Below are 11,484 nucleotides of genomic sequence, written 5' to 3' on the forward strand. Positions count from 1 at the left end.
TGAGTCCAGCGGGCGTTGTTGCCAGGCCGTGACCTCCTCCAGCACAGCGTCCGTGATCGTGCTGATCAGGTCGGGTGAGGCCTCGATGCCGTACAGTTCGCGCAGATGCCCGGTGATCTCACGGGTACTCATGCCGCGCGCGTACATCGAGATGATCTTGTCATCAAAACCGGGGAAACGGCGCTGATATTTTGCGATCAGCTGCGGATCGAAACTGCCCGCCCGATCACGCGGCACCTTGATCTCGATCCGTCCCCCGTCGGTCGTCACCGTCTTGCGGCCATAGCCGTTCCGGCTGTAGGTCCCTTGCTCCTCCTGGCCAAGATGGTGATCCATCTCCGCATTGAGCGCCCGTTCGGCAAATGCCTTCTTCAATGTATCGAGCAGGCCGCCCTGGCTGAGCGCTGCTGCTGCGTCAGTGCCGGCCAGCAGTTGATCGAGAATGTCGTTGGGTATCGAGGGTTCTTTCCGTCGTGACATATTGGGTCTCCTTGTTGCCCATTATGCCTCGCCGCACACGAAATTCCTGACAGTCCCACGCAGGGGCGTTTGTCGCCGGACTTCGTGCACAGATGACCGAAGCGCTCGGCGCGCTGAACCGGAAGATGCCGCGCAATGCCAAGGTGCGACTTCGACAGCAGGGCAAGAACCGGATTTCGATCACACCGTTCGAGCCGCTGCCGGCAGCGCTCAATCTGGAGGCTATCAAGACAGAACTCGAACGGCGCTGGCCGATGACGGACCTGATCGACGTGCTGATGGAGACCGCCCGGCAAACCGGATTCCTCGATGAGTTCACGGCGTCGGGCGACCGGGTCGTTATCGATGCCGATACACTCCGCCGGCGTCTTGTCCTGTGCCTCTACGGTCTCGGCACCAATGCCGGCCTGAAGCGGGTCAGCACAGGAACGGAGGCCGCGAGCTATGCCGAACTATTGCACGTCCGGCGTCGCTTCATCCACAAGGAGGCGCTGCGCAGCGCAACCGCGTTGGTAACCAACGCGATCCTCGCGACGCGCGACCAGCGCATCTGGGGTGAGGCGGGGACCGCATGCGCGTCGGATTCCACGAAGGTCGGTGCGTGGGATCAGAATCTGATGGCGGAATGGCATGTCCGCTACCGCGGCCGTGGCGTCATGATCTACTGGCACATGGAGCGCCAGGCGACCTGCATCTACTCGCAGCTCAAACGCTGTTCTTCCTCCGAGGTCAGCGCGATGATCGAAGGCGTGCTGCGCCATTGCACCGACCAGGAGATCCAGCGTCATTATGTCGACAGTCATGGCCAGAGCGAGGTGGGGTTCGCCTTTTGCCACCTGCTCGGGTTCGAGCTGGCGCCGCGCCTGAAGGCGATCGCCCGCCAGAAGCTTTATGTGCCGGAAACCGCGATGCGCGAAACGCTCGGCAATCTCACGCCGATCCTGGCGCGTGAGATCAACTGGCCACTGATCGAGCGGCAGTATGACGAGATGATCAAATATACCGCGGCGCTCAAACACCGCACCGCCGACCCCGAGGCGATTCTGCGCCGCTTTGCCAGCGCGGCTGTCCAGCACCCGACCTATGCGGCGCTTGCCGAACTCGGCAAGGTCATCAAGACGATCTTCCTGTGCGGCTATATCGGTTCGGAGGATCTGCGCCGCGACATCCATGCCGGGCTCAACGTCGTCGAAAACTGGAACGGCGCGCACAGCTTCATCTTCTTCGGCAAGGGCGGTGAGATTGCCGCCAATCGCCTGGAGGATCAGGAACTGGCGGTGCTGGCGCTCCATCTGTTACAGAACTGCCTGGTCTACGTGAACACGCGGATGCTGCAGCGGGTTCTGACCGAGCCCGCCTGGATGAAGCGGATGACCGCCGAAGACCATCGCGGTCTGACGCCGGCCATCCACGCCCATATCAATCCTTATGGCCGTTTCGAGGCCAATTTGGATCGGCGCATCGACTTCGATCTGCCGCTGACAGCATAATTCGCAAAGGCCTCTGCGATGAAAAAAAGCATCTCCACCTCCCCGGCGTCCAAAGACCAGGAAGACACGGAACAGGCCCATATCGACCCCGGCCAAGCGAGCTTCCGAAGTGTTCCCCGACCGCCGTGCCATGGAAGGTTTCATGGCCGGGCTGTTCGGCCGCGTGGAGGCCGATACGAACGGCGCCGTCGATGATGCGCAGGAAATGATGTACGATGCGTGGGAAGCGAGCGGTGCCGCGCGTGTCGCTCTCGCCAGGGCCGCACTCGACATCTCTCCGCTATGCGCGGACGCCTATGTCCTGCTTGCGGAGGAAGACGCGCGATCCCAACCGGACGCACTAGCCCTTTACCGTCAAGGCGTGGAGGCAGGCGAGCGCGCGCTCGGCAATGAATTCGAAGAACTGTCTGGCCACTTCTGGGGGTTCCTGCAGACCAGACCCTATATGCGGGCGCGAGCAGGACTGGCGATGACATTATGGCGCACGGGCGAGCAGCAGGCGGCGATCGACCATTATCGCGCGATGCTGATCCTCAATCCCAATGACAATCAGGGCATCCGCTACCTGCTGGCAAGCGCCTTGCTCCAGCGCGACGATCTCGCTGGGCTGAAGGTGCTACTGCGCCAGTATGAAGGAGATGGAAGTGCCGCCTGGGCCTACACGCTGGCGCTGATAGCCTATCGCGAACAGGACCCGCGCGGTCCGGCGATTGTCCGGGAAGCCTGGGAGAGCAACTCGCATGTGCCTGCCATGTTGGCCGGCCTCAAACGCCTCGTTCCTTCTCGCGACGGCTACATCAGTATGGGCGGAGAGGATGAGGCGACCGCTTATGTCGAGGAAAACGGCGCCGCCTGGCGTGCCATCCCGGGCGCCATCGACTGGCTGGCCGAAAGAAGCACGGGGCTGAAGCCGCGACATCGCGGATGCCAGTCATGAGGAACGAACGCGCGCAAACGGTCGTTTGCGCAGCATCCAGACCGGTCCAGCAAAAACAACGCGCTATTCGTCGCACAAAGCTGTTGCCAAACGACATGCAAAAGCAACAGATAAATGCAGCATCACCCAAGCTGCTCGGCTATGCTCGCGTGTCCAAGGCCGAAGACCAGGATACCGCCCCGCAGATCGAAGCACTCGAAGCCGCGGGCTGCACCCGGTTCTACGAAGAACATGCCTCGGGCGGCCGCTGGGATCGACCGGAACTCCACCGACTGCTCGACCGTCTCGAGCCCGGTGATGTTCTCGCAGCCTGGAAACTTGACCGGCTGTCGCGGTCGCTGAAAGATCTGCTGCTTATCCTCGACCGCGTCGAAAAGGCCGGCGCCGGATTCCGCTCGCTGACCGAAAATATCGACAGCACAACGGCATCCGGTCGCATGATGATGCAAATGCTGGGCTCGTTCGCCGAGTTCGAGCGCGCCATGGTGCGCGAACGAACGCAGGCTGGCCTGCGCTCGGCGCGTGCCCAGGGGCGCAGTGGCGGCCGACAACCCAAGCTCTCGCCCCACCAACAGACCGAGGTCATCACCATGCTCACCGCTGGCAGATCGACAGCCGATATCGCCCGCCTCTTCCGCGTCCATCGCGCCACCATCAGTCGCATCGTCAACAACTTCGCCGTCAAAGACGCCGCGCGAACTCCATAACGTTCCGCGTCCGTTCTTCGCCTTGGCCGTTTTTCAATCTATGAGGTCACTGCGCCTTGTTGCGCCTTTTCCCGGTGCGCCGCAGTCCAGGTGTACCAGGCTCCGAGTACGATCACAGCATGAGCCGCCAGCGTTGTGAAGACGACCCATTCCGCCTCGCCGCTGCACAACAGGCTGTAGATGTCCCATGCCGCGCCGACCGCTTCGGTTAGCACGATCACCGGGACCAGCGCGATGTATTTCCACGGCTGCCGCGCGCCCCACAGGGCGACGATACCGATCGCGGCCAGCTGTATCCCGACGATCAGCCAGGCATCGAGCAGCAGATCGAACACCGGCTGGCCCTGGCCCAGATCGATTCCCGGATAGATCAGGGACAGGGCCCCTGCATAGACCGGCGGCCAGAGCAGGACCAGATTGCACAGGTACCAGATTCCGCTGGCGATGAAGAAGATGCGCAGGCTTTGCATGGTTCGATCTCCAAAGGCTGCGCCGGTCAGTCGGCGACCGCGAAAATGTCGGACGTTGCGCCGGCGATCCGTGCAACCTTGAACGGCGCATAGTCGGGGCAGGCCATGAACGCTTGGACATCCGCCATCGCAGGGAAGCGGATGATCACCGTATAGTGCGGCGCCGCGCCTTCGCCTTCGAAGCGTTCGAACTGGTTGGAGCGGCAGATCAGTTCGCCGCCGAACCGCGCAACCATCGGCGGAACATTGGCTTGGTAGTCCGCAACCCAGCCATCGTCGTGCGAGGTGACGGAAGCGATGAAATAGGCGGCCATGGTTGTTCCCTCCGTGTCGTTAGCGGTCTGGTCTGCGGCTTTCGGTTCGCCGCGTCAAAAGAATCGATTGCCGGGGCGCGGCAACCCGAAATGATCGCGCAGGGTCGTGCCTTGGTAGTCCTTGCGGAAAATGCCCCGGCGCTGCAATTCGGGCACGACCCGATCGACGAAATCGTCGAGCCCCTCCGGCAGATAGGGGAACATCACGACGAACCCGTCCGAACCGCGCTCCTCCAGCCATTGCTCCATCTCGTCGGCGATCGAAGCCGGAGTGCCGACGAAGGCGAGCCCGGCATAGCTGCCGGCTTTCGCGGCGAGCTGGCGGATGGTGAGGTTGTACTGTCGGGCTTGCGTGACCAGCATTTCACGAGAGGTCTTGCTGGCGTTGGTATCGGGTATTTCGGGGAGGGGGCCATCGGGGTCGAACCCCGAAACATCATGATCGAGCATGCCGCACAGCGAGTGAATCCCGCTTTCATAGTGAACCAGGCTGTCCAGGTGAGCGCGCTTGGCCTTGGCCTGCTCGACCGTGTCACCGACAACGACGAGCGCGGCGGGCAGGATCTTGAGATGATCGGGATTGCGTCCGATCGGGATCATCCGCCCTTTCACATCAGAATAAAAGCTCTTGGCGGCGGCAAGATTCGATCCAGCGGCAAAGACGACTTCGGCGGTTTCGGCGGCAAGCTGGCGTCCAGGGTCCGAGGCCCCCGCCTGGAAGATGACCGGCCAGCCCTGCGGGGGGCGGGCGATGTTGAGCGGCCCGAGGACCGAGAAATGCAGCCCTCTGTGATCGAGGACGTGCATCCGCGCGGGATTGAAATAGATGCCGCTTTCCGCATCGCAGACGAAGGCGTCTTCCGCGAAGCTGTCCCACAGGCCAGTCACGACGTCGTAGAATTCGCGGGCGCGCCCGTAGCGGCCGGAATGATCGGGCTGCACCTCGAACCCGAAATTCTTGGCGCTCTCGGGGTTGGACGTGGTGACGACGTTCCAGCCGGCCCGCCCGCCGCTGAGGTGATCGAGCGAGGCAAAGCGGCGCGCGACGTGAAAGGGTTCGTCGAAGGTGGTGGAGGCAGTGGCGACCAGCCCGATCCGTTCGGTGGCGCCAGCCAGCGCCGACAGCAGGGTGAAGGGTTCGAACGAGGTGACGGTGTGGCTGCGCCGCAGCGCCTCGACCGGCATGTTCAGGACCCCGAGATGATCAGCCATGAAAAAGGCGTCGAACTTGCCTGCTTCCAGCTTGCGCGCGAATTGCCGGATCGCGGCGAAGTTGAAATTCGCATCCGGGATTGCCCCGGGGTAGCGCCAGGCGCCGGTATGGATGCTGACCGGCCGCATGAACGCGCCGAGGTGAAGCTGACGTTGCAGGCTCATGCGTTTCGTTCCTTCAGGCTCGCGAAGACTGCCGGGGATCACCTTCCCTGCAGCTTTTCCAATATTTGGCGGGTCAGGACCGCTGTACTGCCGTTGCCGCCCAGATCGGGGGTCAGGACTGCTTGCGGATCGCGCAGGACCGCTTCGATCGCGGCCAGCACCATCGCTGCGGCTTCCGCTTCTCCCAGATGGTCGAGCATCATCGCCCCCGACCAGATCTGTCCGATCGGATTGGCAATGCCCTGGCCGGCAATGTCCGGAGCCGATCCGTGCACCGGTTCGAACATCGACGGATAGCGCCGCGACGGATTGAGATTGGCCGACGGCGCGACCGCTATCGTCCCGGTTACGCCGGGACCGAGATCGGACAGGATGTCGCCGAACAGATTGGATCCGACCACCACGTCGAACCGTTCGGGTGACATCACGAAGCGGGCGGCCAGAATGTCGATATGGTACTGGTCGGTGGCGATCCCGGGATATTCCGCGCCGATCGCCGCGAAACGCTCGTCCCAGAACGGCATCGAATGGTAGAGCCCGTTCGACTTGGTGGCCGAGGTGACATGCGGCCGGCCAAGCTTGCGCGCGAAATCGAAGGCGTAACGCAGGATCCGGTCGGTGCCGCGGCGGGTGAATACTGCCTGCTGGATGACGATTTCATCCTCGCCGGTGCCGGTGCGGCCGCCGATCTGGGAATATTCGCCTTCCGAATTTTCCCGCACCACCCAGAAGTCGATATCGCCGGTGCTCTTTTCGCGCAGCGGCGAGCGAATGCCGGGCAGCAACCGCACCGGCCGGAGATTGACATATTGATCGAATTCGCGCCGGATCGGCAGCAGCAGGCCCCACAGCGAGACGTGATCGGGCACCCCCGGGTAACCGACCGCGCCAAGGAAGATTGCGTCATGATCGGCAAGCCGGGTGAGCCCGTCATCGGGCATCATTTTCCCGGTGGCGAGATAGGTTTCGCAGCTCCAGTCGAAGTCGCGAAACTCGAGCGCAAAGCCACATCGCTGCGCTACCGCCGACAAGACCTGCACCCCGGCGGGCAGAACCTCGCGGCCGGTGCCGTCGCCGGGAATATTGGCTATGGTATAGCGGTTCAAAAGGGTTTCCCGTGCCGAAAGGTCAAAGGTAGGTGTTCAGGGTCTTGAGGATCCGGTAAGCCCCCAGGAATGTCGGTGCATCGACGCCGAGGCGTTCGGCGGCCTCGGCGAGCGGTCCCAGTATTTCGTCAACCTCCATGCGCCGTCCTGCCACCAGGTCATCGTGCATCGAGGTCCGGACCGGGCGATTCTCCGGCTTGAACCGGCCGACCATGGCCATCACCCCGGCGAGCGCGAAGCTTTCTCCGTTGATCTCGACGAGCCGTGAGACGGGCGCGAAGAAATTTTGCGGTTCGTACCCCAGCGCCTTGTAGATCGCCAGCAGGTCCTTGACGATCAGGATATACTGGGCCGCGCCTTCGCGTACCGCCACACCGTCGATGAAATCGAGCTCTTTGATGCCGCCCAGGGTGCTGGCGCTCCACGATGAAGCACTTCCGACCTGGACCAGTTTTTCCCAATGGACATGGGTGATGTCGGCAGTCGAGCGGGACCCCATCCCGGCTGAGTCCAGCGCCTCGGCCATGGTCCGGGTGCGATCGCTTTCTCCGCCTCCTAGTTCGCCGAAATAGGCGGTTACCGGGACGGCCATGTGGTTGAGCGCCCGGCCGGGTTCGAGCAGGGTTGCGCCGTCCATGATCGACCCGCCAATCACCTCGTCCTTGCCGAACGCGGCCTGCAGCCGGCCTTCCTTGCCAACCCCGTTCTGCAAGGTGAGGGCGCAGGCTGTCCGGTCAACCAGCACCGCCGCATCGGCCAGCGCCTGATCGGTGCCCTTCGCCTTGGTCAGCAGGATGTAATAGTCGATCGCGCCCTCGACCTCGGCCGGGGTCTCGACCGCGAACAGGTTGGCGCGCTGCACGAACTGCGCCCGCACCCCTTCGATTTGCAGACCACCCTGGCGGATGGCCTCGACATGGGGTTTGCGCGCAATCAGCGTTACCTTGTGTCCGCCGCGGGCCAGGAAGCCGCCGATAACGGAACCAAGTCCGCCTGCGCCGTGGATGCAGAAGTGCAGTTGCCTGGTCATTGCCGATGTCCCGCGTCCGATCAGGCGATGCCGAGCTCGATGAGCTTGGCCCTGATCTCTTCCTTCTTCTGCGGGGTCACGTCCGCGACCGGCGGCAGGATCGGGCCGGCCTTGAGGCCGATCGCCTCATACCACGCCTTGATGTTCGCCAGCGCCGAAGCATAGGTCGCGGTGCGCGCGATATCCCAGACAAACTGGTCATGGTAATATTCGCGGACGTCGTGCAGGCCTTCCCACTTGGTGCGGGCCTCTTCCCATTTGCCCTGGTGGGCGAGGTTGATGTAGTCGCGCGCGAGGTGGCGCTTCTTGCCATAGAGCATGAACGACAGTTCGCCCCAGCACACCGTCCCGCCCAGCCGGAGGTCTTCGAGGAAGAAATACTCAAACGGCTCCATGGTGTTGAAGCCTTCGGGCATCAGGCTGCGGATCTTGATCGTCTCGGCGCGATTGAGCGCACCCTGCTTGACCCCGATCACGGTCTCGAGATCGGCCAGGCGGCGCATCAGGTTCCAGCTCAGCACCGTGCCCGAAACCGGCGTGCGGTAGAGGCAGACCGCCATGTTGCTGCGATCGGTCAGATACTTGAACCAGGCGAAAATCTCGTCGTCGGTGCGAAGCTGGACGACGGGATTGATGACCTCGGCGCCGTTGAAACCCAGCTCCTCGACGAACTGCATCTTTTCGAGCGCGAGGTGGACCGACGGGTCGAGGATGATCGTCCAAAGATCGAGCCGCCCGGCGTTGGCCTCGGCGACGATCTCGTGATAGCGCATCCATTCGGACGGAGTGACGTTCCAGCATTCGGCAATGAAGCCGCCGACAACCAGGCCATCAAGGCCCATTTCGACATATTTGTCGATGTTGTAGCGGATCCCGTCGATGTCGAACTTGTGGTCCGCGGTCATCGGGGTGATCGGACACTGGTAAAACCCCCGGACTGTCTCGGTGGCCCATTTCTTGGCGTCCTTGCGATCATAGTCCATGGTTCTTCTCCTCCACCCTTTGACTTGTTAAGCTCTTGGCCGGGTTCCGCGCTAGGTAGCGGCCAGTGCCGATTGGGCAGCGGCGAGGCGCGCTATGGGAACTCGGAACGGGGAAGCGCTGACATAATCGAGGCCGACCCTGTCGCAGAACGCGATCGAGGCCGGATCGCCGCCGTGTTCGCCGCAGATCCCCAGCTTGATGTCGGGGCGGGCCTCGCGGCCCAGACGGGCGGCCATCGCAATCAGCTTGCCGACCCCTTCTACATCGATGCTGACGAATGGGTCGGTGGCAAAGATGCCCTTGTCTATGTAGCTGCCAAGAAACCGTCCGGCATCGTCCCGGCTGATGCCCAGCGTGGTCTGGGTAAGATCGTTGGTGCCGAACGAGAAGAACTCGCCCACCTTGGCGATCTCGTCCGCCACCAGCGCGGCGCGGGGCAATTCGATCATGGTCCCGACGGTGAATTCAACCGTCAATCCCTGCTCCGCGAAGACCGCTTCCGACACCCCGATCACAATCCGCTTGAGCATGTCGAGTTCGCGGGCCGTGCCGACGAGGGGGATCATGATTTCCGGCACGACCGGTTGGCCGGTCTCCCGGCTCACCGCGCAGGCCGCTTCGAAGATTGCGCGGGCCTGCATCTCGTAGATTTCCGGATAGACCACGCCCAGGCGGCAGCCGCGGTGGCCGAGCATCGGATTGGACTCGGCTAATTCCTCGGCCCGGCGTCTGAGCTGATCCACGCCGATGCCGACGGCGGCGGACAGCTCGGTGAATTCCGATTCGGAATGGGGAAGAAACTCATGGAGTGGGGGATCGAGCAGCCGCACCGTGACGGGAAGCCCCTGCATGATCTCGAAAATCCGGGCGAAATCGCTACGCTGTTCGGGCAACAACCGATCGAGCGCGACGAGCCGCTCAGCCACATTCGCGGCCAGGATCATCTGGCGCATGAAGTTGATGCGTTCGCCGTCGAAAAACATGTGTTCGGTGCGGCACAGACCGATGCCTTCCGCTCCGAACTGGCGGGCGACTTCGCAATCGGCCGGGGTTTCGGCATTGGTGCGCACATTCATGCGGCGATGCCGATCGGCCCAGGCCATCACCGTCGCAAATTCGCGGTCAAGCTCAGGCATCACGGTTGGCAGGGCGCCCTGGAAAATCTCGCCGGTGCTGCCATCGATAGTGATCAGGTCACCTTCGGCGATGTGCACGCCACCAATCTCCGCTGATCGCGCCTGGTAATCGATCGACAGGCTGGACGCCCCCGAGACGCAAGGGCGCCCCATGCCCCGCGCGACGACCGCCGCATGGCTGGTCATGCCGCCCTTGGCAGTCAGAATTCCGCGAGCGACATGCATGCCATGGATGTCGTCCGGCGAAGTTTCCTGCCGGACCAGGATGACGTTTTCCCCCAGTTCGGCGCGCACCGCAGCCGTATCGGCGTCGAACACGACCGCGCCCGATGCAGCCCCCGGCGAAGCCGGAAGCCCCGATCCCAGCAGGGTCCGTGGCGCGTCGGGATCGAGCGTGGGATGCAGAAGCTGATCGAGCGAGGCCGGATCGATCCGCCTGATCGCCGCTTCCTCGGCGATCAGGCCTTCCTCGACCATATCGACGGCGATCTTCAGCGCGGCTTTGGCCGTGCGCTTTCCGGAGCGGGTCTGCAGGATATAGAGCTTGCCGCGCTCGACCGTGAATTCGATGTCCTGCATGTCCTGCATGTCCTGATAGTGCAGCTCGAGCAGCTCGAACAGGCGGGCGAGCTCCGTGAAGACCGCGGGCAGCGCCTCTTCCATCGACGGCAGCTTGGCGCCGGCGGCCGTGCGGGCTGCGAGCGTCAGATATTGCGGCGTCCGGATCCCGGCGACCACATCCTCGCCCTGGGCGTTGACCAGCCATTCTCCGTAATAGGCCTTGTCCCCGGTTGCCGGATTGCGGGTGAAGGCGACGCCCGTCGCGCTGGTTTCGCCGAGATTGCCGAATACCATCGCCTGGACGTTGACCGCCGTTCCCCATTCGCCAGGGATGCCGTTGAGGCGGCGATAGACCTTGGCGCGATCGGATTCCCAGGATTCGAATACAGCAGCGATTGCGGAAGCAAGCTGCTCGTCGACGTCCTGCGGAAAGGGAGCGCCGCGTTCGGCCTCGACGATGCCGAAGAACTCGCCGATCAAGTCACGAAGATCGGTGGCGCTCAGGTCCACGTCCTGCGAGACGCCGCGATCTTCCTTGGCCTTTTCCAGCGCGTCCTCGAACCGCGCGTGATCGATCCCGAGCACAACGCTTGCGTACATCTGGACGAAGCGGCGATAGCTGTCCCAGGCAAACCGCTCGTCGCCAGACGAAGCAGCCAAGCCACGCACCGTTTGGTCGTTGAGGCCCAGGTTGAGGATCGTGTCCATCATGCCCGGCATCGAGACCCGGGCGCCGGAACGAACCGATACCAGCAAGGGATCGTGCCGATCGCCGAACCTCTTGCCCACCGTGCGCTCGATATGGGTCAGCGCCGACCTGACTTCGCCATCGAGGCGCGCGGACTGGCTGTGGCGATCGCGCAGGAAATGAAGGCATTCTTCGGTTGTGATG

Annotated in this window: 10 protein-coding genes and 1 pseudogene; 3 read left to right on the forward strand and 8 right to left on the reverse strand. The window is 63.0% G+C overall.

What is annotated here, in order from left to right; genetic code table 11:
• Window positions 1-480, reverse strand: a 480-nt coding sequence (locus VMR39_RS13220; RefSeq protein WP_325416467.1) for a transposase, incomplete at its 3' end; no start/stop codon positions are given.
• Between the two features lie 68 nt (window positions 481-548).
• On the opposite strand from VMR39_RS13220, the pseudogene VMR39_RS13225 reads away from it, so the two are divergent.
• The 3 genes and pseudogenes from VMR39_RS13225 to VMR39_RS13235 form a co-directional block, all read left to right on the forward strand.
• A pseudogene (locus VMR39_RS13225) lies at window positions 549-1,970 on the forward strand (transposase); the annotation flags it as partial.
• A 142-nt stretch (window positions 1,971-2,112) separates the two neighbouring features.
• Entirely contained in the window at window positions 2,113-2,907 is a 795-nt protein-coding gene (locus VMR39_RS13230) for a hypothetical protein (RefSeq protein ID WP_080727004.1), read from the forward strand.
• A gap of 95 nt (window positions 2,908-3,002) precedes the next feature.
• Window positions 3,003-3,614 (forward strand): recombinase family protein, encoded by a 612-nt coding sequence (locus VMR39_RS13235; RefSeq protein WP_037508597.1) that lies wholly within the window; start codon window positions 3,003-3,005, stop codon window positions 3,612-3,614.
• Between the two features lie 38 nt (window positions 3,615-3,652).
• Here VMR39_RS13235 and VMR39_RS13240 read toward each other — a convergent pair whose 3' ends face one another.
• The 7 genes from VMR39_RS13240 to ppdK form a co-directional block, all read right to left on the reverse strand.
• Window positions 3,653-4,084, reverse strand: coding sequence for a BphX family protein (locus VMR39_RS13240; protein ID WP_025551201.1), 432 nt, complete (start codon window positions 4,082-4,084; stop codon window positions 3,653-3,655).
• Window positions 4,085-4,110: 26 nt separating this feature from the next.
• The gene (locus VMR39_RS13245; RefSeq protein ID WP_013834075.1) at window positions 4,111-4,398 is read right to left on the reverse strand and encodes a DUF1330 domain-containing protein; all 288 of its coding nucleotides are present in this window, start codon (window positions 4,396-4,398) and stop codon (window positions 4,111-4,113) included.
• Window positions 4,399-4,452: 54 nt separating this feature from the next.
• The gene (locus VMR39_RS13250) at window positions 4,453-5,775 is read right to left on the reverse strand and encodes an LLM class flavin-dependent oxidoreductase (protein ID WP_170978351.1); all 1,323 of its coding nucleotides are present in this window, start codon (window positions 5,773-5,775) and stop codon (window positions 4,453-4,455) included.
• Window positions 5,776-5,813: 38 nt separating this feature from the next.
• Entirely contained in the window at window positions 5,814-6,881 is a 1,068-nt protein-coding gene (locus tag VMR39_RS13255) for a tartrate dehydrogenase (RefSeq protein WP_037508594.1), read from the reverse strand.
• A 22-nt stretch (window positions 6,882-6,903) separates the two neighbouring features.
• Window positions 6,904-7,911: a ketopantoate reductase family protein gene (locus tag VMR39_RS13260; protein ID WP_037508591.1), complete on the reverse strand. Its 1,008-nt coding sequence runs from the start codon at window positions 7,909-7,911 to the stop codon at window positions 6,904-6,906.
• A 20-nt stretch (window positions 7,912-7,931) separates the two neighbouring features.
• Entirely contained in the window at window positions 7,932-8,894 is a 963-nt protein-coding gene (locus tag VMR39_RS13265; RefSeq protein ID WP_037508588.1) for a dihydrodipicolinate synthase family protein, read from the reverse strand.
• A 51-nt stretch (window positions 8,895-8,945) separates the two neighbouring features.
• Window positions 8,946-11,484: pyruvate, phosphate dikinase (gene ppdK, locus VMR39_RS13270; protein ID WP_325416468.1), on the reverse strand; the 2,539-nt coding region annotated here is incomplete at its 5' end.

This window comes from Sphingobium sp. (assembly GCF_035511395.1).
Taxonomy (GTDB): domain Bacteria; phylum Pseudomonadota; class Alphaproteobacteria; order Sphingomonadales; family Sphingomonadaceae; genus Sphingobium.

What these genes read in the sequence shown, in the direction of transcription:
- VMR39_RS13230 (WP_080727004.1), top strand. Translation starts at nt 2,113, where the DNA reads ATGGCCGGGCTGTTCGGCCGCGTGGAGGCCGATACGAACGGCGCCGTC.
- VMR39_RS13235 (WP_037508597.1), top strand. Translation starts at nt 3,003, where the DNA reads ATGCAAAAGCAACAGATAAATGCAGCATCACCCAAGCTGCTCGGCTAT.
- VMR39_RS13240 (WP_025551201.1), bottom strand. Translation starts at nt 4,084, where the DNA reads ATGCAAAGCCTGCGCATCTTCTTCATCGCCAGCGGAATCTGGTACCTG.
- VMR39_RS13245 (WP_013834075.1), bottom strand. Translation starts at nt 4,398, where the DNA reads ATGGCCGCCTATTTCATCGCTTCCGTCACCTCGCACGACGATGGCTGG.
- VMR39_RS13250 (WP_170978351.1), bottom strand. Translation starts at nt 5,775, where the DNA reads ATGAGCCTGCAACGTCAGCTTCACCTCGGCGCGTTCATGCGGCCGGTC.
- VMR39_RS13260 (WP_037508591.1), bottom strand. Translation starts at nt 7,911, where the DNA reads ATGACCAGGCAACTGCACTTCTGCATCCACGGCGCAGGCGGACTTGGT.
- VMR39_RS13265 (WP_037508588.1), bottom strand. Translation starts at nt 8,894, where the DNA reads ATGGACTATGATCGCAAGGACGCCAAGAAATGGGCCACCGAGACAGTC.